Origin of the sequence: Vibrio sp. B4-6 (assembly GCF_963888245.1) — a bacterium.
Taxonomy (GTDB): domain Bacteria; phylum Pseudomonadota; class Gammaproteobacteria; order Enterobacterales; family Vibrionaceae; genus Vibrio; species Vibrio anguillarum.
This window is the reverse complement of record NZ_CAWPIM010000033.1, coordinates 291,811-314,737: the sequence shown is the minus strand read 5'-3', so window position 1 is coordinate 314,737 and position 22,927 is coordinate 291,811. Positions and strand designations below refer to the sequence as shown.

Annotated in this window: 24 protein-coding genes; 10 read left to right on the top strand and 14 right to left on the bottom strand. The window is 42.4% G+C overall.

What is annotated here, in order from left to right; translation table 11 throughout:
• Positions 1-51 precede the first annotated feature (51 nt).
• The 4 genes from lpxM to coaBC all read right to left on the bottom strand — a co-directional run bounded on the left by lpxM (position 52) and on the right by coaBC (position 4,066).
• Positions 52-1,029 (bottom strand): lauroyl-Kdo(2)-lipid IV(A) myristoyltransferase, encoded by a 978-nt coding sequence (gene lpxM, locus AACV20_RS10780; protein WP_170907265.1) that lies wholly within the window; start codon positions 1,027-1,029, stop codon positions 52-54.
• Between the two features lie 22 nt (positions 1,030-1,051).
• Positions 1,052-1,999 carry an LpxL/LpxP family Kdo(2)-lipid IV(A) lauroyl/palmitoleoyl acyltransferase gene (gene lpxL, locus AACV20_RS10775; protein ID WP_017048263.1) on the bottom strand — a complete coding sequence of 316 codons (948 nt, stop codon included), beginning with the start codon at positions 1,997-1,999 and terminating at the stop codon, positions 1,052-1,054.
• A 53-nt stretch (positions 2,000-2,052) separates the two neighbouring features.
• Positions 2,053-2,643, bottom strand: coding sequence for a nucleoid occlusion factor SlmA (slmA, locus tag AACV20_RS10770; RefSeq protein WP_013855724.1), 591 nt, complete (start codon positions 2,641-2,643; stop codon positions 2,053-2,055).
• A 208-nt stretch (positions 2,644-2,851) separates the two neighbouring features.
• Positions 2,852-4,066: a bifunctional phosphopantothenoylcysteine decarboxylase/phosphopantothenate--cysteine ligase CoaBC gene (gene coaBC / locus AACV20_RS10765; RefSeq protein ID WP_249929747.1), complete on the bottom strand. Its 1,215-nt coding sequence runs from the start codon at positions 4,064-4,066 to the stop codon at positions 2,852-2,854.
• 221 nt (positions 4,067-4,287) lie between these two features.
• Here coaBC and radC point away from each other — a divergent pair, with 221 nt between their 5' ends.
• The 5 genes from radC (at position 4,288) to mutM (ending at position 7,133) form a co-directional block, all read left to right on the top strand.
• Positions 4,288-4,962, top strand: a complete 675-nt coding sequence (gene radC / locus AACV20_RS10760; protein ID WP_010318993.1) for a RadC family protein — start codon at positions 4,288-4,290, stop codon at positions 4,960-4,962.
• A 277-nt stretch (positions 4,963-5,239) separates the two neighbouring features.
• Positions 5,240-5,476 carry a 50S ribosomal protein L28 gene (gene rpmB, locus AACV20_RS10755; protein ID WP_004397476.1) on the top strand — a complete coding sequence of 79 codons (237 nt, stop codon included), beginning with the start codon at positions 5,240-5,242 and terminating at the stop codon, positions 5,474-5,476.
• Positions 5,477-5,489: 13 nt separating this feature from the next.
• A complete protein-coding gene (gene rpmG, locus AACV20_RS10750; RefSeq protein ID WP_010318992.1) occupies positions 5,490-5,657 on the top strand; it encodes a 50S ribosomal protein L33 in 168 nt (55 codons plus the stop codon).
• Positions 5,658-5,792: 135 nt separating this feature from the next.
• A complete protein-coding gene (locus tag AACV20_RS10745; RefSeq protein ID WP_013855728.1) occupies positions 5,793-6,260 on the top strand; it encodes a hypothetical protein in 468 nt (155 codons plus the stop codon).
• 63 nt (positions 6,261-6,323) lie between these two features.
• On the top strand, positions 6,324-7,133 hold the full coding sequence (mutM, locus tag AACV20_RS10740; protein WP_013855729.1) for a bifunctional DNA-formamidopyrimidine glycosylase/DNA-(apurinic or apyrimidinic site) lyase: 810 nt from the start codon (positions 6,324-6,326) through the stop codon (positions 7,131-7,133).
• A gap of 15 nt (positions 7,134-7,148) precedes the next feature.
• Here the strand turns inward: mutM and coaD are convergent, their stop codons facing one another.
• A complete protein-coding gene (gene coaD / locus AACV20_RS10735; protein WP_026028196.1) occupies positions 7,149-7,640 on the bottom strand; it encodes a pantetheine-phosphate adenylyltransferase in 492 nt (163 codons plus the stop codon).
• A 123-nt stretch (positions 7,641-7,763) separates the two neighbouring features.
• Here coaD and AACV20_RS10730 point away from each other — a divergent pair, with 123 nt between their 5' ends.
• The gene (locus tag AACV20_RS10730; protein WP_170907263.1) at positions 7,764-8,798 is read left to right on the top strand and encodes a glycosyltransferase family 9 protein; all 1,035 of its coding nucleotides are present in this window, start codon (positions 7,764-7,766) and stop codon (positions 8,796-8,798) included.
• Here AACV20_RS10730 and AACV20_RS10725 read toward each other — a convergent pair.
• Together AACV20_RS10725 and AACV20_RS10720 are read right to left on the bottom strand one after the other, a co-directional pair.
• Entirely contained in the window at positions 8,767-9,552 is a 786-nt protein-coding gene (locus AACV20_RS10725; RefSeq protein ID WP_170907262.1) for a glycosyltransferase family 2 protein, read from the bottom strand. The genes AACV20_RS10730 and AACV20_RS10725 overlap by 32 nt on opposite strands.
• A complete protein-coding gene (locus tag AACV20_RS10720; protein ID WP_170907261.1) occupies positions 9,549-10,619 on the bottom strand; it encodes a glycosyltransferase family 9 protein in 1,071 nt (356 codons plus the stop codon). The genes AACV20_RS10725 and AACV20_RS10720 overlap by 4 nt, the downstream gene beginning before the upstream one ends.
• A 61-nt stretch (positions 10,620-10,680) precedes the next feature.
• Here AACV20_RS10720 and AACV20_RS10715 point away from each other — a divergent pair, with 61 nt between their 5' ends.
• From AACV20_RS10715 to AACV20_RS10705, 3 genes are read left to right on the top strand one after another with little or no spacing between them, the layout of a single operon-like run.
• Complete coding sequence (locus tag AACV20_RS10715) at positions 10,681-11,448, top strand: 3-deoxy-D-manno-octulosonic acid kinase (RefSeq protein ID WP_170907260.1); 768 nt, start codon at positions 10,681-10,683, stop codon at positions 11,446-11,448.
• Positions 11,445-12,185 (top strand): glycosyltransferase family 25 protein, encoded by a 741-nt coding sequence (locus tag AACV20_RS10710; protein ID WP_017048269.1) that lies wholly within the window; start codon positions 11,445-11,447, stop codon positions 12,183-12,185. The genes AACV20_RS10715 and AACV20_RS10710 overlap by 4 nt, the downstream gene beginning before the upstream one ends.
• A gap of 6 nt (positions 12,186-12,191) precedes the next feature.
• Positions 12,192-13,238 (top strand): glycosyltransferase family 9 protein, encoded by a 1,047-nt coding sequence (locus tag AACV20_RS10705; protein WP_017045913.1) that lies wholly within the window; start codon positions 12,192-12,194, stop codon positions 13,236-13,238.
• On the opposite strand, the gene waaA is transcribed toward AACV20_RS10705, so the two are convergent.
• The 7 genes from waaA to rfaD all read right to left on the bottom strand — a co-directional run bounded on the left by waaA (position 13,239) and on the right by rfaD (position 21,544).
• Positions 13,239-14,510, bottom strand: a complete 1,272-nt coding sequence (waaA, locus tag AACV20_RS10700) for a lipid IV(A) 3-deoxy-D-manno-octulosonic acid transferase (protein WP_170907259.1) — start codon at positions 14,508-14,510, stop codon at positions 13,239-13,241.
• Positions 14,511-14,521: 11 nt separating this feature from the next.
• The gene (locus tag AACV20_RS10695) at positions 14,522-15,304 is read right to left on the bottom strand and encodes a glycosyltransferase family 32 protein (protein WP_170907258.1); all 783 of its coding nucleotides are present in this window, start codon (positions 15,302-15,304) and stop codon (positions 14,522-14,524) included.
• A complete protein-coding gene (locus tag AACV20_RS10690; RefSeq protein WP_170907257.1) occupies positions 15,301-16,338 on the bottom strand; it encodes a glycosyltransferase family 9 protein in 1,038 nt (345 codons plus the stop codon). The genes AACV20_RS10695 and AACV20_RS10690 overlap by 4 nt, the downstream gene beginning before the upstream one ends.
• Positions 16,339-16,343: 5 nt before the next feature.
• Positions 16,344-17,372: a lipopolysaccharide heptosyltransferase II gene (gene waaF, locus AACV20_RS10685; protein WP_170907256.1), complete on the bottom strand. Its 1,029-nt coding sequence runs from the start codon at positions 17,370-17,372 to the stop codon at positions 16,344-16,346.
• Between the two features lie 13 nt (positions 17,373-17,385).
• A complete protein-coding gene (locus tag AACV20_RS10680; RefSeq protein ID WP_170907255.1) occupies positions 17,386-18,636 on the bottom strand; it encodes an O-antigen ligase family protein in 1,251 nt (416 codons plus the stop codon).
• 5 nt (positions 18,637-18,641) lie between these two features.
• Entirely contained in the window at positions 18,642-20,411 is a 1,770-nt protein-coding gene (locus AACV20_RS10675; protein WP_170907254.1) for a polysaccharide deacetylase family protein, read from the bottom strand.
• Between the two features lie 191 nt (positions 20,412-20,602).
• The gene (rfaD, locus tag AACV20_RS10670) at positions 20,603-21,544 is read right to left on the bottom strand and encodes an ADP-glyceromanno-heptose 6-epimerase (RefSeq protein ID WP_017045906.1); all 942 of its coding nucleotides are present in this window, start codon (positions 21,542-21,544) and stop codon (positions 20,603-20,605) included.
• Between the two features lie 209 nt (positions 21,545-21,753).
• Between rfaD and AACV20_RS10665 the strand changes: the two genes are divergently transcribed.
• A complete protein-coding gene (locus tag AACV20_RS10665) occupies positions 21,754-22,914 on the top strand; it encodes an LPS O-antigen chain length determinant protein WzzB (protein ID WP_306685467.1) in 1,161 nt (386 codons plus the stop codon).
• The last annotated feature ends 13 nt before the right edge of the window (positions 22,915-22,927 follow it).

Genomic DNA, 22,927 nt, shown 5'->3' with positions numbered 1-22,927 from the left:
CCGAGTTTGACGCTCGGGGCTTGTTTGTTATGAGTTTAGTTATTCTAGCGATTAACTTTGATCGCCATGGTGCGAGTTATCGTAAATTTCCGAGCCATCACGCTGCGTTTTCAACAGTGATAAATTCCACATGTACTGTTCCGGGCGTGGTGTGACTAAATCTTCAATCGCCTTATTCATAGCGCGTGCATCTTGCTCTTCATCGCCCGTTGGAAAGTTTTCTAATGCAGGCAAAATATGCACTTCGTACTTACAGGTTTTATCGTTATAAGCAGGCAAAATTGGCACGACTTTCGCCTTTGATAGGCGCGCCATTTTACCAAAACCTTTTAACGTGGCTTTTTCAGTGCCAAAGAATGGAACAAAGACCGAGTTGGCCGGGCCAAAGTCTTCATCGGGCAGCCAGTAGCCTAAGTATCCATCTTTAATTGAACGTACAAACGGTTTTACTCCAGCATAACGTGCAAAAATACGCCCGCCATATTGCATGCGTTGGACGTGCATTAACCAATCACCGATAGGATTGCGCTGTGGCTTCATGATGGTGGTTACTTTATAGCCTTTTGCAGCAAGCATTACCGCAGGGTAATCGACCGCCCAAGCGTGAGGAGCGAGGATAATCACGTTCTCGCCAGCATCTAACAATGGCAATAAGTTCTCTTCACCAATCATGATGCCGCGTTGCTGATTGTGTTTTGTGGAACGAACCAAAAACTCCGAATAACCGAGCATGTATTGTGCTGCTTTGACAAAGGTTTCTTCCAAAATAGCCTGGCGTTCTTGCGGGGATTTTTCAGGAAAGCATTTTTCCAGATTCACTCGCGTGCGGCGTACAACACGGCCGTTTTTTCGTACCGCAAAGGTGGATAATTTGCGCGCTAGCCTATCTCGCCATGCGGGTGGCATAAAGGCGAACAGAGCGGCAAAGAAGATCCCAATCCAAGTTCCCCAATGTTTTGGGTGTAAAAAAGACCATTGGAATGTGGGGTTGTGCAAGTGTTTGTCTGTGCTGTTTTCGTTGTTGCTCATTGAAAGCAAAACCTTTTTCTAGTTATAAATAGCGAGAGTTAGTTAACGTTTCATCTGGCAAAGATTTAAAACGCTTATGCAGCCACATCCACTGTTCTGGTGCGCGTAGAATCACTTCTTCAACGTATTTATTCATGTAAGCGGCGGCGGCGGTCATGTCATCTTTTGGATAGTCGCCATCAATGGTTTTATCGGCGATGATTTCATATTTTCCGTTGGCGTTTCGAAACCCTGAACCAGGGACAATCGCACATTGGCTAGTATAAGCCAGAATACTGGTGCCTGTGGTGGTACACGCTTCTTTGACCGCAAAGAAGGGAACAAACACCGATTTGTTATGGCCGTAATCTTGATCGGGTAGATAAAATAGGCGCTCGCCCTGTTTGAGTACGCGGATCATCTGTTTAATGTCGGTGCGGTAGATAAGTTTATTGCCATTGCGTGTGCGACCACGGTATTGGATAAATTCATACGCAGGGTTGCTGTGTGGGCGGTAAACGCCATAGCCTTCAAGGCCTATTACACCAAAAGCACGTGCCGTAATTTCTAAATTTAACGCATGTACGCAACACAGCAGTGCGCCACGTTTTTCTTGTTTGAGTTGCAAAAGGGCGCTGACATCTTTCACATCAAGTAGGCGAGCAAAACGCCAAGTCGGCCAAAACCAAGTAATTCCGGTTTCTATCAGTGCCATGCCGGTGTTTTTAAAGTTTTCGTTAACAATATGCTCAATCTCACCTGCACTTTTCTCTGGAAAAGATAGCTGTAGATTACGCGTGGCAATGTGTACTCGCTTGTTAGCAAAGCGCATTCCAAACGCGCCCATGCTGCGTCCTATTTTTAGTAACGCAGAATAAGGAAGCAGGTTGACCACTAAAGCGAGTAGCCCAAAGCTAAGCCACACGCCCCAATATTTAGGGTGCAGTAGCGAGAGGGAAAACTCAGGTTTACCGTATTTTTCTTTGCTCATTACTCTTGATTCTTTCACTGATGATTCTTTGTCACGACGGTGGTGGTTTGTTTTTACTGAATCTGAGCGCTTAATAATGCCCAATACTCTTCAAAATTTGCCGTCGGTTGGTATTTAAAGTCAGATCGCACAAAGCGATTTAGGCTTCCTTCCACTTGGCCAAGCAGTTGCGCGGCTAAAATGCTTTCGTCGACGGGGAAGGATTTACCTTCACGCAGTTTACGTTCGCGAAGGATCTGACGTAGTGACGTTTCTATGCGTTCGAACAGTTGGTTGATCCGTTCACGCAGTCGCTCATTTTCAAACATTAGAGCATGGCCGGATAAAATTCGTGTCAAGCCCGGGTTACGTTCCGAAAAAGCCAAGATAAGCTGTAGCACTAAGCGGATGCGGTTGAGTGTATCTTTCTCTTCATCCAAAATGCGATTAATCCGCGACATTAAAGACTCTTCAATAAACTCAATCAAGCCTTCAAACATCCGTGCTTTACTCGGAAAATGACGGTACAAAGCCGCTTCAGAAACGCCCACTTGTTTGGCTAGCTTTGCTGTGGTGATGCGTGATGCGCCATCGTTAGATTCCAGCATTTCAGCGAGTGCTTGTAGAATCTCTTCACGACGATTGATTTTCTTATTGACGGCCATGACTCGATTTCCTTTTAGTTACCACATGCTTGTGAGCAAATATTTATACCCTTCAGATGGTTTGGGTATTGTCCATTAAGCGCAGTAGTTTAACGGACAGTTTTCGGACTGCGTAGCGTAAAAATGAAAATGATTGAACTGGGTGGTGATTTTACCACCCAATAAACGCTATGAACCCTAAAAGAAGCTTAGAACGTCTGTTTGTAGCCTACAGTTGACTCGCGATCAGTTGCATCAGCGCGTGAGCTAATGCAGATTTTGAACTCAAAGGTAATGCTTGCTCTCCGCCTTGCCAATAAACGGTCAGCGTATTGTCGTTACTATTAAAGCCTTGGCCTGCAACAGAAACATCATTGGCGCAGATCATATCCAGTTTTTTGTTGAGCAGTTTAGCGCGGGCATATTTTTCAACTTGCTGCGTTTCAGCAGCAAAGCCTACCGTGAACGGGCGGTTTTCTTTCAATGCGGCTACGCTGGCGACGATGTCGGGATTTTTGACCATGGTGATGAGCATGTGATCGCTCGCATCGGTTTTTTTGATCTTTTGATCGGCGACGATCTCAGGGCGATAGTCGGCTACGGCTGCGCAACTGATGAACACATCATGTGATTGCGCTTGCGCCATCACTTGCTGATGCATATCGCAGGCACTTTCCACATCAATACGTTGTACTTGTGGCGGTGTGAGCAAATTGACCGGGCCACTGATCAGAGTCACTTTCGCGCCCAATTGAGCGGCGGCCTGCGCAATCGCATACCCCATTTTGCCTGAACTGTGGTTACTGATATAGCGGACTGGATCGAGTGCTTCACGGGTTGGGCCTGCGCTAATCAACAGTGACTTACCGGCGAGCAGTGTGTTGTTTGCCATCTCTGTTTGGAAAAAAAACTCGCAGCGCTCAACCAATTGCATCGGTTCAAGCATGCGGCCCGGGCCAACATCGCCACACGCCTGTTCACCAGCTGCTGGGCCCCAAATCATCATGCCTCGGCGTTTAAGCGTGGCAATATTCTCTTGTGTGGCGATATTGCGATACATCTGCTGATTCATTGCCGGCGAGACGGCCACTGGCGCATTGGTGGCTAAAATCAAAGTGGTGAGTAAATCATTACCCATTCCTGCGGCGACGCGCGCGATGAGATCCGCAGTCGCGGGAGCCAGTAGGACTAAGTCTGCCCATTTGGCAAGTTCAATATGGCCCATAGACGCTTCGGCGGCTGGGTCTAATAAGCTATCTGAAACTGGCCTGCCAGAGACGGCTTGCATGGTCAGTGGCGTTATAAACTCTTTTGCAGCGTGGGTCATCACCACTTGTACTTGAGCGCCTCGCTCAATCAAGCGACGCGTTAGCTCAGCACATTTATACGCAGCAATACCGCCGCTAATGCCGAGCAGAATCTTTTTTCCTGCCAGTGTTTGCATTGTCTTTTCCTCAAAAATTCTGCGCATTATGTTAGCACAACTCTCGCATCGAGTGACCTTATGATCCGCTCAATCCTTTCATATTGGACGAGTGTTTCTGCGTCTTTCATCACTTATCAATTACAAAAAACCATGAATTAAGCCTAAATAAAGAGAAGCAAAGTTGCAGGCTTGGCTATTTCTCTATGTTGTCTGAGTACCTTTAGCCCTAGGAGTGCTTAATGAGCCTCAAATCACTGCCCACAGAATCAATGCCGCGCGAAAAATTGCTTGCTCGCGGTCCTCAGGCATTATCTGATGCTGAACTGCTGGCGATTTTCCTTCGTACTGGCACTCAAGGAATGAATGTGCTCGCTCTCTCGGATCTGCTGCTGCGCGAGTTTGGATCACTTCGAGCGCTTTTTTCGGCCAACCAGCAAGAGTTTTGCCGCCATAAAGGGTTGGGCGAAGCCAAATACGTTCAATTGCAGGCGGTGCTTGAAATGACGCAGCGCTATTTGGCCGAAACGCTCAAACGAGGTGGCGCTTTGACTAGCCCAGAGCAAACCAAGCTTTATTTATCGAGTGTGCTACGCGATCGCCATCGAGAAGCCTTCTATATTCTGTTTTTGGATAATCAACACCGAGTGATCAGCGATGAAGTATTGTTTGAGGGGACGATTGACGCGGCCAGCGTTTACCCTCGTGAGGTGGTTAAAAGAGCGCTCCACCATAATGCGGCGGCATTAATATTGGCCCATAATCATCCGTCAGGCGTTGCTGAGCCTAGCCAAGCCGATCGCAGAATCACACGTCGATTAACCGATGCGCTTGCGTTAGTGGACATCCGTATTTTGGACCATTTTGTGGTGGGCGACGGCGAGGTGATTTCTTTTGCAGAAAGAGGGTGGATTTGAATCACATTTTAGGTTGTGACTTAAGATTATTCTGGTATGATTCGCGCACTAAATTATCAACCTAAATCAGCTCTGCTTAAAAAAAGATCGCCAAATCCGTAAAAAGGATCTGTTCGGGTCTTGAGCAATGCATGTCAAGTTAGTATAATACGCGACCTTTGATAGCCTTGTATGGATTTTCCATAACGGTTTTTAACCTCAAACTTCTTAATACATCGAGAACGAGGTTCGGCCACCAAGGTTGATATCGAGCTGAAACGATTTGGAGAAGACATTCATGTCCCGAGTATGCCAAGTAACTGGTAAGCGTCCAATAACGGGTAACAACCGTTCACACGCACGAAATGCTACTAAGCGTCGTTTTCTGCCGAACCTACAAACTCATCGTTTCTGGGTAGAGAGCGAAAAACGTTTTGTTAAACTACGTCTAACTGCTAAAGGCATGCGTATCATCGATAAGAAAGGCATTGATGCTGTTCTTGTTGATATCCGTGCACGTGGCGAAAACGTTTAAGAGGAATTGAGCAATGGCTAAAGGCATTCGTGAGAAAATTCGACTAATATCTTCTGCAGGTACTGGTCACTTCTACACAACTGACAAGAACAAACGCAACATGCCAGGCAAATTTGAGATCAAGAAATTTGATCCAGTAGTTCGCCAGCACGTTCTTTACAAAGAAGGCAAAATCAAGTAATTGATTTTACGCTTTGTAAGCATTGAAAGACCCAGCTTTGGCTGGGTTTTTTATTGTCTGGAATTTGTACCCTGCAATGTCAGCTCTCACTATAATGTGCTAAGTTACTCAAAGATAAACTCTTAGGGATCACTTATGCGTATCAATCGCCGCCGTTGGAATAATATTCTTATCTTGGCTGTTATTGCTTTTATTGCCATTTTGAATTTACCCACAGTCATCAAAACTTATCTTATTGAACCGCCTGCTAGCCCTTATCCTTATGTGATTAATCCAAATGCACAGCTGCAAGCACTGCATTTTACTGACTGGTCACTTGAACTGAATCAAAACCGTTGGCGATCAAGCAAAGCAATTTCAGTTGCTCCTGAAATATTAGCACAACGCTGGCAGAGTTTAGTTGGTACAGAAGTAGATGATGCCACTTACGAGTCGCTTGCGTCTCTACTACGCAACCCACAAACCGTGGAGGTGTGGTATCAGGATCGCGAAGAGCCGCAAAGGATCACCTACTACCAAACCCCCCAGTTTTGGTTATTGAAAAATTGGCAAGAGAAATGGGTGGCACTTTCGGTAGAAGAAGCTTTTCTTTTTCCGAACTGAGTCATTATTTCTCTTTGAGCGTTGAACAAACCAATAACGACGAACGAAGAATCGAGATGTATCATGCCTGAGTTACCCGAAGTTGAAGTAAGTAAAATGGGGATTAGCCCGCATCTAGTTGGGCAAACGATCCAGCAACTGACATTTCGCACGCCAAAATTACGTTGGGCCATCCCTCAAGAGCTGAAACAGTTAGAAGGGCAAGTGATCCGCAATATTGCCCGCCGGGCCAAATATTTATTGATAGAGACCGATATTGGCAGTGCGATTGTTCACTTGGGAATGTCAGGTTCATTGCGAGTATTGGAGTGTGATTTTCCGGCAGGTAAGCATGATCACGTTGATCTGCGATTAACCAATGGCAAGGTACTGCGCTACCACGATCCACGTCGATTTGGCGCTTGGCTATGGTGCGAACAAGGAGCAAGCCACTCGGTGTTGAGTAATATCGGTCCTGAGCCATTAACCGATGATTTTGATGCAGATTATATTGTGCAAAAAGCGAACAATAAACGTATCGCTGTTAAGCAATTTATTATGGAGAATAAAGTAGTGGTTGGCGTAGGCAATATCTACGCGAGTGAATCATTGTTTAATGCGCGAATTCTCCCCACTCGGCCCGCTCATTCGCTGACACTGACTGAGTGGAATTGCCTCGTGCGAGAAATTAAATCAGTCTTAGCAACGGCGATTCAACAAGGTGGCACAACCTTAAAAGATTTTGCACAAGCGGATGGCAAACCGGGATATTTTGCTCAAGAGCTTAATGTGTATGGCAAAGCGCAGCAGCCTTGCCCAGCGTGTGGGCAAGCGATTGAAGCGCTGAAAATTGGTCAGCGTAACACCTTTTTCTGCTCTGCTTGCCAAAAATAAGGTACGTCCTAAAGGCTATATTTTCTTGCCATGCAAGGCGTTAGCGACAATGTCAGGAACAAATTGATCAACTTCTCCACCATGAATCGCCACTTCACGCACAATGGTGGAGGAGATAAATGCATGCTCCTCTGATGGTGTAAGAAACACACTTTCCAGCCCCGGCATCAAACGGCGGTACATGTTGGTCAAACCAAATTCATACTCGAAGTCAACCGTAGTACGCAAACCGCGGATCAGCACATTGGCTTTTTCATCACGCGCAAAATCGACCATTAACCCAGCAAATCCTTTAGCAGTGACATTCTCTAAATGTTGAGTGACTGCGCTGGCAAAGGCGACCCGTTCTTGCAGAGTAAACATGGTGTTTTTGCTTGGGCTGGCGGCGACGGCGATGATCACTTCATCAAACATATTGGCGGCGCGTTCGATCAGATCCAAATGACCATTGGTGATGGGATCAAAAGTGCCGGGATAAATCACACGCGAAATTCTTTTTTGGCTCACAGTGGAAGGCTCATATTGGTTAACTGGCATTGATATTAACAAAAAGACTCAAAATTACCTATTGAACTCGGTATGATGTAGCCCGCATTAAACTGTGACACTTAGCGAGTGAGAGAAGAGACGATGAACAAGTTGTTGGTGATCCGTAACGATAAAATTGGTGATTTCATGCTGGCTTGGCCAAGTTTTGCGATGCTAAAAGCCTCGTTGCCAGATTGCCATATTACCGCGTTAGTCCCCAGCTATACCGTCGCGCTGGCCGAGCTTTGCCCGTGGATTGATGCGGTGATGGTCGACCCAACGGAAAACGCGTCCTCTGCGCAGAAAAAACAATGTATTCAAGCGATTAAACAGCAACACTTTGATGCCTCGATCAACCTCTTCTCGACCACTTACAATGCACTATTAGTTTGGAAATCTCGTATTCCTTATCGTTTAGCTCCGGCGACTAAATTCGCTCAAATTTTTTACAACAAACGAATTAAGCAAAAACGCTCTCAATCAGCCAAACCAGAATATGAGTATAACTTAGATTTGGTACGCGCTTTTTTGCATGATACTGGCAAAGAGGTTGTCGAACCGAGCGCACCTTATCTGCAATTTGATCAAGCGAAGCTTGTTGAACAAAAAAGCAAACTGGCTGCGCAACTTCATCTCGATACCAGTAAACCGTGGGTGTTTGTTCATGCCGGAAGCGGCGGTTCAGCGAATAATTTGTCGCTAGAGCAATACACGCAGTTAGTGATGGGGATTGATAGTAAGCAAGAAATTATCCTCACCGCCGGGCCGGGAGAAGAGGCGAAAGCCGCGCAGTTAAAAGCTTTGATTGAAGAAAAGGGCGGGCGAGCGGCACTGTATGATAAAAATGAAGGGCTTGTTGATTTCTCACGCTCGATTGCTTGCGCTGATATTTTTATCGCAGGTTCAACTGGGCCTTTGCATATTGCCGCTGCGATTGATGTGCCCACAGTTGGCTTTTTCCCCGCCAAACGTTCAGCCACGCCACTGCGTTGGCGACCATTGAATTCACAAGGTCGCCATATCGCTTTTTGTCCACCACAAGCAAAAGACAAAGAAACTCAGGCCGATATGAGTCGCATTGATATTAATGCGGTGTTAGCTGAACTTAACCCTTGGGCGGCTCAGTACTGGTTCTAACCCATAAATCGGCGTATTTAACAAAGGTTGAGTGCGCCGATAATAAAGAAAGCAAGAAGCCTTGCTTACCATCTAAAAAGCCTGCTTTTAAAACGTACATTTTCAAAAAGCAGCCAAACGCATGAAAAATACCTTGGCTAATGCTGCTTTTCTTACCACGTTTTTCTCGTTGCTCTGCCCATGCCTTGGCATAACCTGCGGATTTAAGTAAATAATGATGAATATCGTTATAGGTGTAGTGAATCGCATCACCTGCAAGATTCTCGACTTTCATGCCATCTGCGACTTCGACTTTTTCATGCACCAAAGCCTCGTTATATTGCGTTAATTGAGTTGGGTAGAGGCGCAACACGCGATCAGGATACCAACCACAGTGGCGAATATAGCGGCCAAAAACCCAACTTAAACGGGAAAATTGATACAGTGTATTGGGTTTATTAGCCGCGACCGCTTGCTGAATGCTATCTTTTAACTCTTTGGTCATGCGTTCATCGGCATCTAGCCACAACACATAATCAGACTCGACATACGACTGCGCTAAGCGGCGCTGTGGGCCAAACCCAAGCCACTGCGAATTGACAAAAAACTTGTCAGTATAACGGCGTGCAATCTCTTCGGTATTATCACTGCTACCTGAATCTAAGACGACGATTTCATCTACCCATTGGTGAACGGTTTCCAAGCAAGCTTGCAGATGTTGCGCTTCATTTTTAACGATCAGCGCAACGGCTAAAGTAGGTTTGCTCACATTCATTCCTCGGATATTGGGTTTAGCTGAAAATCAGCCGTTATCTTATCAAACATTTGGATAACATGGCTTGCTTGAATACGCTGCATCGCTTGTTCATCTTTGACGCGAGTACGCCAACTGACTTGCTCTTTCGTTTTTCCTGTTTCGGCAAACAGTGCTTCTTCATAAGCCGACACTACATAATCACGATACTGATAAGGCCCTGTGCGCTGCGGATTATGGTGAGCGTATAAACCGATAACGGGAGTATTCATTGCATTGGCCATGTGCGCTGGGCCTGTGTCTGGCGCTATCACTAAATCGGCTAAGTCGAGCAGTGCCAACATCTCTTTAAGCTGGCTTTTACCAACGACATTGAGTACCGGCTGAGTCAGTTTACTCGCTATTTCGGCTGCTAGATCAACTTCAATTTGCGCAGGGCTACCGGCTAAAATGATATGCCAACCAAGTTGTTGAGCATGCGTTATCACTTCTACATAGCCTTCAGCGGTCCAATTTTTATAAGGCTTACTCGCGGCAGGAACCACGACTAAATTACGCTTTGAATGTGCAAGTTGCTGCTTGGCCCATTGATGATCGGAATCTGAATAAGTGAGTGACCACTTAGGTTCTATTTCTTTGATTCCAAGGCACTTTGCAAACGCGAGTAAGCCATCTAATACATGAGGTGCTTGAGGCGATATCACTTTTACATTGGTAAATAGGTGCTGGAAATCTTGGCTGCGGGCGGCATCAAAACCGAGTTTATATTTAGCTTTAATACCCAGAGTGGCAATACTGGCACGAAAGGCATACTGCATATGCAAAAGCGCATCGAAGGATTGCCCTTTAAGCTCTGCCCACAGTTTTTGATATGCTTTCCATCCCTGCGTTTTGTCGAATATAACCACGTTTACATTAGGAAAATCAGTGAGTAACTGCGCTTCCAGTTTTCCAGTGATCCACGTGATATGAGTTTCAGGCCATTGGTGTTGAATTGCTTGCACGGCGGCCACTGCATTGCACACATCGCCAATCGCCGACAGACGCAACACACAAATAGAGCGTGGAGCAGAAGAAAAAAGAGCCATAAGTGACATCGGTATAGAGAAAGTTAGTAAGAATTATGCAGACAGCGCTGATAAATGTAAAATGCCAAACAAGCACGATGAAGCACATTCAATCTCGTCATTAAAAAGTGAAACGATGAAAACGCTGAAAAAAGAGAATCAAACAATTTGGTATGACGAGCATTTGCTAGTTGAAGATCCGCTCCGCTGTTTTAACCCTGAGTATTGGCAGCAAGCTGGTAGCGTCACAGGTAGTGCAACGGGACGCGGCACGACATGGTTTGTAAAAGCTGAAAAAATAGAAGCAGCACTACGCCACTATAAGCGTGGTGGATTATTCGGTAAGTTAGTGAGTGATCACTACCTTTTTTCAGGTTGGCAGAAAACTCGCAGTTTTCAAGAATTCGAATTACTCAATACACTGAGAGAGGCTGGGGTGAATGTTCCACGCCCGATTGCAGCGCGAGCAGTAAAGCGCACTTTTTGTTACCAGGCCGATTTACTCAGCGAAAAAATCCCGAACGCCCGCGATCTGGTGTCTATTTTACAAGAACGTCCATTACCGACTGAAATGTATGAGAAAATCGGCCTGGAAATTCGCAAAATGCATGATGCGCAAGTCAATCACACCGATCTCAATATCCATAACATCTTGATTGATGGCCAAGAGAAGGTATGGATTATTGATTTTGATAAGTGCTACCAGCAACAAGGCGAGAGCTGGAAGAAAGGAAATTTAGATAGATTGAAACGATCGTTTGAGAAAGAACAAAAAAATAGATCTATCAACACCTTAAAGATAAGTTTTGATCAACTATTACATGCGTATAGTGAGAGTAAAAGAAAATGAAATTATTTGTGATTAACTTGAAAGAGGCCAATGCTAGACGAGAGCGGGTCCAGAAAAAACTGTCAGAAATAGATATTGAATGTGAGTTTTTTGAAGCTGTAAATGGTTTTAGTGGATTACCACCTAAGTTGGCTATGAAGCCAAATGATGATTATCGAATCAAATATCGTGGTAGACCTTTGACTCCTGGGGAAAAGGGCGTATATGCGAGTCATTATTTACTCTGGGAAAAATGCGTTGAGTTAGATGAGCCCATAGTAATATTTGAAGATGATTTTTTACCAACACCATTTTTTTCGCTCGTTATTGATAAGCTTCCTGAGTTACATAAAAAATACGACTATTTACGTCTTGAGCCTCAGGATACAAACTTTAATTGTAAAATGATTGAAAATACTCATGATGGCTTTCAAGTTGTGATGTGGATGGATAATGCTGGAGGAGCTAGGGGATATAGCATTACACCGAAAGCGGCACGTAGATTTTTAGACGAAAGTGAGCAATGGTTATGTGCTGTCGATAATTTTATTGGCGAACCATATAAACATCACATATCTTCTATGGGATTATTGCCATATGCTATATACAATCCATCTGATATGGAAAGCCAAATTCAGAACAAAACAAAATTAGCCAAAGTTGCCTTAAAGAATAAAATTTTTAGAGAAATAGAAAGGCTTTCAAGGACCATCAGATTGGCATGGTGGAATGTTATGCATAAATCAATTAAAAGGTAATTATCTATGATAAGGGGACTCATATCTCGACTTCAAATTACCAGAGATAAAATAAGACGTCATCTTGGAATCATTCTTTTTGATTCATCAAAAGTATCTAAATTAGATTTAGAGAATGTTAATAGCATTCTATTTATCCGTAATGATGCAAAATTGGGTGATGCTATTGTTTCCTCCGGGGTACTCAAGAAACTTAAAAAGTACCGCCCAGAAATAAAAATTAAAGTGCTGACTACCTCTGCGATGGCACCATTGTTTACAGAACACTTTGGTGTTGATCAAGTTGTGCATCTAAGTAAGCGACCGTCATACAGTGAAATGAAAGAAGTCTGTACGCAAGTTGGGTCGGTCGATGCAGTAGTCGCTTTTAATCTTGATATGAAAATGAAAGATATTTATTTGCTGAACAAGTTAAAGTCTAAAATAAATATTGGCCTAGATCCTGATTTAAAGCTGATTAATTTAAACATTTCTGATGATATTAGAAATATGCATTATGCTGATAAGTTTAACTATATTGCAACTCTATTGGGTATAACTGAATCAGCAGAGAATTATATAGTTCCTCTTGTTCCCTCTTCTATGGAAAAAGTACAACTTTTCTTGACTGAAAATAATATCAATGAATTTGTGCTGATTAATCCATTTGGTAGTGGCAACGAAAGGAAGTTGAACAAGGACTCGATAAATAAAATCATTAGTGCAATCAAAGAATGGGATAAGTCATTGAGTGTGGTTCTATTATCGGCTCCTGATACAAGAGATCTTTTGGACGCTATGTCCCTTACTACTGCAAGTATTCGTCACTTTGATCAGAGTGATTCTATTTATGATGCCATTGCTATTGTCGAGAAAGCGAAGTTAGTGGTTTCTGTTGATACATCAATAGTTCACGTCGCATCTGGTTTTAATAAACCGCAGATTGCAATTTATAAACAAGATAAGGTTAATTTCAGCAACTGGCACCCTAACTCTGAACATGCAAATGTTATTATTGCTATTACAGATATCAATAATTTCGAAGAGGAACAGCTAAAGCAAGCACTAATCTAATTAAATTATTAGTTCAATGGCTGATATTGTGTTCGCTAGTGATCCACGGTTTTTATCAATTACGAGTCGAGTTGATTGTGATTTAGAGTGAAGTACATTTTTATCATTGAATGCTTGAGATATAGATTTTGAGATTGCTTTAGCTGTAGTGACAACCTCTAATCCCTCAGCTTTGATTAGTTGTTCTGTTATATCCGTAAAATTATAGTAACTTGGTCCTGTTAGCACTGGTTTACCTAGTGCTGCAGGCTCAAGCATATTATGACCTCCAACTTTATCACCCAGTAAGCTTCCGCCCATAAAACAAATGTCAGCAGTACCCATTAGTACCAGCATTTCTCCCATTGTATCACCTAGATAAACCTGCACTTCTGGATCAAGTTCAGTCTCTGTTTCAGTTCGTCGCACACTAATAAATTGTGTTTTACACAACTCAAAAACAGCATTAAATCGCTCTGGGTGACGCGGGACAAGAATAAGCAATGCGTTAGGGTGCTCTTTAAGTACTTCAGCATGGGCTGCTAATACCTGTTCATCCTCACCTTGATGGGTACTTGCCGCAATCCAAACTGGACGATTTCTCCCTAGATCAGATCTTAGCTGCTGGCCTTTTTGTATGGTTGTTTGGTCTATATCGATATCAAACTTAATTGAGCCAGTGACGAAAATTTTTTCTTTTGCCACACCCAATCGAATAAAGCGCTGTGCATCGTCGGGATATTGACATAGTACTCGAGTTAAATTTTTCGCTAGCATGTTAAATATTGGCTGAACTTTTGCGTACCGTTGGCATGAACGCTCAGATAAACGAGCATTAATAACAGTGATCGGAATACCCGATCTTGCGACTGTATGTAGCGTATTCGGCCAAAGCTCAGTTTCCATGATGAGTAGTTGGCTAGGCTTGATAGCATTTAAAAAACCACGAATGGCAAAAGAGAAGTCAAATGGCATATAGCGATGTTCGGCGATGCCTTGTAATTTAGCCGCTTGTTCTGCGCCAGTAGGCGTTGTGGTGGTAATAACGATCGGCTGATCAGGATATTGTGATTTGAGTTTTTTTATCAGTGGAGAAACGGAAAGTGCTTCTCCAACCGATACCGCATGGATCCAAATCGGTGATTTATTAGTTTCAAGTGGCGGTGTGAAACCAAAATGTTCTTTCCAGCGAGCACCAACGGATGGTTTACCATCTCGTTTTCTGTACAGGCTCCACATCAAAAATGGAGAAACAATAGTGAGTAGGAACGTATACAGCCAACGAATGAGCACAATGACCTCGTTTACTTCTTGATTAGATCTTCAGGTTTCTGGTGAGTCCATTTACCACGAGGCTTGTCTAAATATTGAAAATACTCATTGGTAAATGTGCCTTGGATACAAACATGACGGCGACGACGATATTGAATGGATTCATCTTTTAAAACATCATTGAATACCGCAGGCCCAGTTGTCCCGTAAACTCCTTTTTTAACATCATAGTTCTGGATGTTATACACAATCGTATCCATCACTTTCTGGAAATGAGGGTTTTGTGGCGCTGTCGCTAAAAAGTAATTAGTAATTTCAGTCCCATTTTTGATCTTGATATATAACGCGTCATTGATGCCTTTTAGTAGTCGACTAAGCGGCCAAACCAATGTGGCATCAATATCCATATAGACACCGCCTTGTTGGTATAAAGTTGTCACACGCCATAAATCGGCTTGAGCAGCACCATCGGTCAACTTCATATATGCATCATAAACTTCTTGTGATGCATTTTCGCGTAAATATTCTTCTCGTGCTTCGGTGCTGACATAGCGATAATCGTAGCTTAGTGACATTAGACGATTGAATAGATAATTCAAATAGATAGGTAGGCTACTACGGTTTGAATAGTTGGTTTGCCAAATAACTTTAGGTACACCACTGCTATTTTTTGTTTGAATTTTGGCTGGAGAATATTCAGGAATAGTGAATCGTACTTTAGGGAAAACAAAGTGGAATGGGTATGAAAGCACTTTAAAAATATTACCAATCAACTTGATGGTGCGGTTTGCAACCATAATAGGGAAGTTATTCATACGGTCTCTTTATTTTGTTCTAATGCAGTAGCCATCTCTGCAGTAATTTGTTGGTTACTAGGAATATCACCGTTCGCATTCATGACAATGCGGTGATCACCTTCTAGTGGAGTGTATCTAAATGGTACGGTTGAGTAGAAAATACCAACGGTCGGTGTATGAGTTGACACCGCAATATTTCTCACTCCCGTATCAGGAGCCACCACTAAGCGCGCCTTGGCAATGTATTCGACTAGTTCATCTAATGACAGACAAGGCTGAATCGTGAAATTATGGTTAACTTCCAAATGACGAAGAAAATCACCTTTTTCAAAATCATTTTTTCCTTCTAGATAGACATGTTGATGGTTTGGAAAAGTTGTAATTGCGAGCTCAATGAAACTCTTCATTTGTTTTCGAGTCAGAATTTTTGATTGAGTTGATGCGCCATTAAAATAAAGAATGCTAGGTTTAGTTTGTCCTTTATCGTACAGTTCTAGGTGACTTGGATATGCAAAATCTAATGGCCTTTGTGGATTGTGTCCAAGCATTTTTAGCATATCGAGCATGCATTCAAGCTCTGGCTGAAAATCAGATCGAAATACCGCAATATTGTACAAGCTTCCACATAAATAAGGTTTGTATGGGAAGCCAAATTTTAGTTTTGCTTTACTGAGCAACGTCATCCAATAAGAACGGCTTGTGCCAGCTACATCAAAGATGATGTCTTGCTCTTCTAATTGCGTAAATTGCTGGATCTTCTGCTTCCAATTCAGTTCATGCTTGCGATGTCGACCAATCATAAAAATGGTTTCATCAGCAAGATCTGAAGGTGTTCCATATTGATAGTTAGAGACACCCACTAGCGTGATTTTTGCGTTAGGAAAAAATTTTCTCGCTTCAATAAGAAAGGGGCGAACAATGACCTGATCACCTAATGCAGCGTGACGAAAAATCGCGATCTTTTTCACCTTCTCGGGTGAAAACTCATGAGTTAAGTATTTTTTTGCTTGCTTGGATGCATAAGCACCGCGTTCAAACCAAAGATGTTGCATCAAGTTTATCCAATAAATTTGTTTACGGCAGCCATTACCAAATCTGGTGATAGCTTGTTCAAACAGTCAAGGTGCTTAAGTGGACACTCGCGTTTAAAGCAAGGGCGGCATTCTATTTCAGTGTGTATAATTTCGACATTATCTGCCAATGGTGGTGTGTATTTTGGTGAGCTTGAGCCATATATTGCAACAATATTACACCCAACAGAGGCTGATACATGCATCAACCCAGAATCGTTGCAGACGACAGTATGGCAAGCTGCAAGCAAATCAACTACCTCAATTAAGGAAGTTTCACCGGCTAGATCAAAGCATGAATTTTGTAATTCCTTTGGAAGTGCATTGCGGATAGCGCTTGTTACCACTTTATCTTTGGCTGAACCGAATAACCAAATTTGCTGGCCTTTTTCAATCAAAGCTTTCGCAACTTCAGCATAGTATTTATCTGGCCATCTTTTAGCTGGGCCAAATTCTGCTCCTGGGCATAAACCGATAATCGGTTTTATGGTCGATAAGCCTAATCTTGACATTGCATACTGTTGAGCTTTGCTATCGATGAATAGAGAAGGGCGAGGGCAGGTTTCTAGCTGAACTTCACTAAGCATGCTTTCCTTAGAATAAGCAAGAGCAACATAACGCTCCACCATAAACTGAAAAACTTTGCGATTTGGGCGAAGATCATTGAGCAAACCATAACGAAATTCACCTTTCCAGCCCGTACGAGATGGAATACCAGCAAACAGAGGAATTAAAGCTGACTTAGCCGAGTTAGGTAAAACGTATGTGTGCGTATAGCCATTGCGCTTTAATTCTTTAGCCAGTGCCCATCGACCTACAAGATTAAATGCGCCATGTCCAATCGACATTTCAATGGCGCAATTCACTTCTGGCATGCGCTCCAAAATCGGTTTGCACCAAGCGGGGGCTAGAACATCAATCGTCGCAGCGGGGTAGTTTTGCTTCAATGTGGTGTAGAGGCTTTGCGACATGACCATGTCGCCAACCCAAGAAGGGCCGATAATCAGAATCTTCATGTCCTGCTGCTCATCAGTTTGGCTGTTGAACGGCATTGTACTTTTCTATACGAATAAGAGCAAAGAAGGTTGCAAGCATAAAGCCATAGAATGCGCTGATTAAGTTAGCTTGTAATGGTGCTTCTGTTAAGCAAAAGAGCATGAACCCAGCGACAAATACCGTACCTGTGTAACCCCAGAGGCTATCGGTTTTCCTGTAGTGTTGAGTAAAGACCGCAAAAGGTACTACAAGCATCATAATAATGGCAATTATACCTAATATTCCATTACTCGCTAGCATTTCGAAATATTGGCTATGGGCATGACCACGAGTTAAATTCCGAGTGTATTCATTCACTTTACCTTCAGCATAAAGCTGCTTATTGAGAGTTTCTCGTTCATTATAAGGTAAACCAATGAATGGGCTTTGTTTAAACGCTTCCGTTGCAGCTTTCCATAAATAGAATCGAGTACCTGTAGATGTTGCCGCTTCTACATCTCCGGAAATAATATGAGACACCTCATAAGCTGTATAATCTATTCGTTGTTTTACTGAATCGGAATTCCAATAAGTCCCTAATGATAGAGCGATAAAACCCACAATGAACGTTGATGTTAATTTTAGATTTAGTCTTTTCCAATTTAGTAGCGCACACAATATCAGAAGTAGCGGAATAGCAAATATGGCGCCACGAGTTAAAGTTAATACTGTTGAAATAATTGAGGCGATGAATGCTAAAAATAATAAGACTCTATATTTAGGATTTTTTATAGATAAACATAAAGATAGAAATGCCAATGAGCACGCCAAATAACCAAAGTTGATACTAAAGAGAAAACCGTCAACACGTGGCATATGGAGTATAACGAACTGATAAAGAGCAATAACCAGCGCACCAAAAGAACCAACTATGACGCCAATAGATAACCATTCATAGGCTTGTGCCGAGCGGAGGATGAAAGCTTTTCTGAACATTAAATAAACAGGAATACATAACAATAAACGACTACCGCCTTGAAAGTACCTGAACGTACTACCATCGACTATTGTAATTGGTAAATTGGCAAAAAAATAGCCACCAAGACAACAAGTGATCAGTAAGTCATATTTATTAAAATCACAATGAGTTCTATTCTTAACTAGGTCGTGAATTGAGAATAAAACGATAAATGCGACAATGACAACACTAAAATTATTAGTCGATAGAAGGAGTGCTGGAACTAAGAATAATGATGATAGCGCAAAATTATTCACGTTAAGAAGTTTGTTCATTCGTGATTCCATTCTTATTATTTCGTCGATTTTCTGAATGTATAATTACCGCGCACTTTGCGCCATAGGCCAAACACATCGGTTTTAGGGAAAATAGCAATACGTCGTATTTGATATGGATCTTGATGAATTAACAATGGGCCGCTGTTGGTTGCAACCGCAAATTGATAGCCACATTGATGCACGATCTGTTTTGAGTGCGCATCATGATCGCCATAGGGGTATGCAAAAGAAACCAGTTGTTCGCCTAGTAGCTCTTCGAGTTCAAGCTTATTGCGTGAGATCTCTTTACGCTGTTCAGATTCACTGAGTTTGCTGAGAAATGGATGAGTCATTGTATGGCCGCCAATTTCAACTAGCCCTGAATCGTGTAATGCTTTGACTTGCTGACGAGACATTAAAGGCACTGGTTTTTCTGGGTTGCTCGGTACTTCAACATCCCAACGGTTAAAATCCTCCCCCGTTACTACATAGACAACCGCTTTAAAACCGTATTTTCGTAATAGCGGCAACATCAATTCGTAGTTATCTTGATAGCCGTCATCAACCGTTAAGATGATATAGCGCCTGCCTGATTCAAGGCGGTGAATAAGCCCTTTATCCGCTAAATCTTTAAAGGTTAGCGTTTCAAACCCCATTTTTTTTAGCAGGTTGAAGTGCTTTTCAAGCATGTCAATATGCAGATAGGTACCATGTACGCCCTTTTCACTTTCATCCTTAATAAAGCGATGATACATAATAATCGGCATCTCTTTACGCAGCTTTTCAACATGAACCGTTTGATAAATATCTTCTATTTGATCGACCACATTGGTTAAGCTGTAGCTGTGCTGAATTATCTCACTGACTTGTGGCGAGCAGTGTGGTGTTTTTAACCCTTGTTCTACATATTGACTAACTTTTGAAAAATCAATATCGAGATCTTTAGGCCCGATGTCACCGAAGTTGCTTGCCATGGCCGCAGCGATATTATCGTCATCGACAATACCAATTGCACTTGCCTCACCGATTGCCAGGGTAGGCCGTCCACACAGCAAAGATTCCATTGCCACTCTGCCAGCCCCAATGACTAAGTCTGATTGAGCAAGTATCGAGACGACATCTTGTGAATAACCAAGAAAGTGAACGTCAGAAGTAAACTTATCAAAACGCGCTTCAATTTTAGAGCCAGATATGACCTGAATCTGGTATTTTGCTGAGTCTAAACACTCATCGAGCAACCGATAGCAAAGATCCCCTTTGGGGCCGGTTAACCTACCAATAATACTGACCACGGGTTTGCTATTTTGAGGAGCGTTTTGCCAAGTGAATTCTTGCGTTTCAATGCCGTTTCGGCTTACGACGAGCGAGCTTTGTGGAACATTCAATTCAGTCATGAGTTGTTGTTCAATGGCCTCACAAACCGGTAGTGCTTTGTCACCCATGGCGTGAAATTTTTTACGAGATGCGTGTACAGGCTGACGACCATGTACTGTGGTGACCATAGGCGTATTTGTTAATTTGCAAGCAATGTGACAACTCCAACTGGAGGCGCGAGAGTGAGCATGCATTAGTTGGATATGGTGTTTCTTAATCAGATAAATAAGATAACCCACATGCCAAAAGCGGCGAGGAATACTGCGTTTATTAAAACGGAGTTTATAAAATAGCCCTTGGTGAGGTTTTGTTAGCGTATCGGAAACATAAAATACCTTATGCCCACGCTTTGTCAGTTCATCGCCAGCGGTTGTGGCGTAAACCTCTGCCCCAGTGACCTCAAGTTGAGATAAAGCCATTAATATATTCATCAATACTCCACGAGTTAGCAGCAAATGCTTTTCATATGTCTAAAAAACACGATCAATTTTTCATTCTTCCCCTTCCAATGGTTACTCCATATTAGTCTTCCAGTAAGAAGAGAGCAGCCTTTTAGGGAGATATGTTTACTAGTTCCTCCCCCTTTTAGAGGGAGGTTAGGAGGGAGTGATTTCAGCCATCATTACTTATTAATCAACGCCATATACTCAGCCACACCTTCAGCCACCGTCTTAAATTGATGTTGGCAACCAGCGGCGCGCAATTTCGTTAAATCGGCCTCGGTGAACTCTTGGTAAGCACCTTTTAAGTGCTCTGGGAATGGAATGGTTTCAACCTCACCTTTACCATGGTGCTTGATAACGGCTTTGGCCACTTCTTGGAAAGATTCAGCATTGCCAGTACCTAAGTTATAAATACCGGATACTCCGCTGTTCATAAACCATAAATTCACAGCCGCAACGTCACCCACATAAACGAAATCACGCTGGAAGGTTTCACTACCTGCAAACAGTTTCGGGTTTTCACCCGCATTCATTTGATTATTTAAATGAAAAGCAACAGAAGCCATTGAGCCTTTGTGCTGTTCACGCGGGCCATAGACATTGAAATAACGAAAACCGGTAATTTGGGAAAGAGTTTCACCGTGTGTTTGTGCTTCTTGCCAAATGCGGCGCACATAGTTATCAAACTGCTGCTTGGAATAGCCATACACATTCAGCGCACCTTCATACTCTTTTTCTTCAATGAAGGTATCGGTATCGCCATAGGTTGCGGCTGATGAAGCATACAAAAATGGAATGTCGCGCTCTAAGCAGTAGTGTAGTAGCTCTTTAGAATATTCATAGTTATTAAGCATCACATACTTGCCGTCCCACTCGGTAGTGGCAGAGCAAGCGCCTTCATGAAATACGGCTTCGATAGGGCCGAAATCCTCACCAGACATGATCTGCACCAAGAAATCATCTCTGTCCATATAATCGGCAATGTCCAGATCAACCAGGTTTTTGAATTTACGACCATTTTTTAAGTTATCGACAACAAGAATATCATTAATACCTTGTTCATTAAGCGCCTTGATAATGTTGCTGCCAATCATGCCAGCGCCACCAGTTACGATGATCATACAAAATTCCTATGGTTATAATACGAACAATTATGCGCATTATAGCGGCTTAGCTAGTGGCTGTAATCACAAAATCTACGCCCCGTTTTTTGAGGACTCGCCCTCTAAGTGATTTTGGTTTAGACTCCGTTGCAAAATATACTATGCATAGCGCTATTTAGGAGCGAGACCTAAGGGCGGTAGCTTGGATAAATGAGAGAGGAATGTAAGTGATTTCATCACAGTGTAGTCAAGGAAAAAAAACATCTTCAGATAACTACTATCCAAGTATGGAAGGTGGTGTTGAGCTTAGTGAATTACTAATAAATATCTGGAAAAAGAAATGGTTAGTAGCCTTGTCAACCTTTTGTTTTCTTTCTATTGCTTCGGCGTACGTTTTCTTTGCACAGGAATGGTGGAGTGCAAAAGCTACAGTTAGTCCTCCACAAATTCAGGATATTGCTGGTTACCAGCAAGCGGTAAAACAATATCAGCCTTTATTTGATTTATATCAAGAAGATGGAACGGTCATAGTTAGTGAAACTTTAGATAAACTGATAGATCCAGAGATCATATTTAAACGGTTCATTCTTGAGTTTAATTCAAATGGTGCAAAAAGAGCTTTTATGCAGACAGATTCGATCTTTTTGACGATTAGAGATGATCTGCTAAAGAATAAAGGTGAGACTAATCTTCAGGAGTTTTATCAAGAATGGTTCTCTAAAATAAATGCTAAATCATTGGATAAAAAATCATCAGCAGATGATAAAAATATTGAAATAATTAACCTCAGCTTACAATCGGTAGATAAATTAACGGCTGTATCACTACTTAGATCTTATGTCGATTTTGTAAATAATAGGATCAATGCGCAACTGGAGAGTGATTTAAATAATACCTTAAACACACGATATAGTGAGTTAAAACAACTGGAAAAAAATCTAAAAAGTCAGGCTGAGCTGAGATTGAAAGTCGAGTTAGAAAGAACTCAGTATGCGCTGGATATAGCAAAATCTGCTGATGTAAAATTACCAGTTCAGAATCTTGGTGATAATGAAATTTTTGCGATAAATATTGGCTATCGTGCTTTGGAAGCTAAACTTAATGCATTGAAAAGTATTACAGATTTGAGTATTTTTGAACCTAGAATATCTTTACTAAAAAGCCAAATATCCCAGTTCGGAATAAATAAAATTAGCGGAAAAACAGATTGGTATGTTAGTGCTTTTTATTATCTTCAAGAACCTGAAGAGCCAATAAGGAGAGATAAACCTAAAAGAACTTTAATCATTGTGCTCAGTGCGATATTCGGTGTGATGTTTGGAGTGACACTTGTCTTAGTTAATTCTATTTTAAATAAAAAATTAATATCGGATGAACACGTTTCTTAATTTAATTACATAT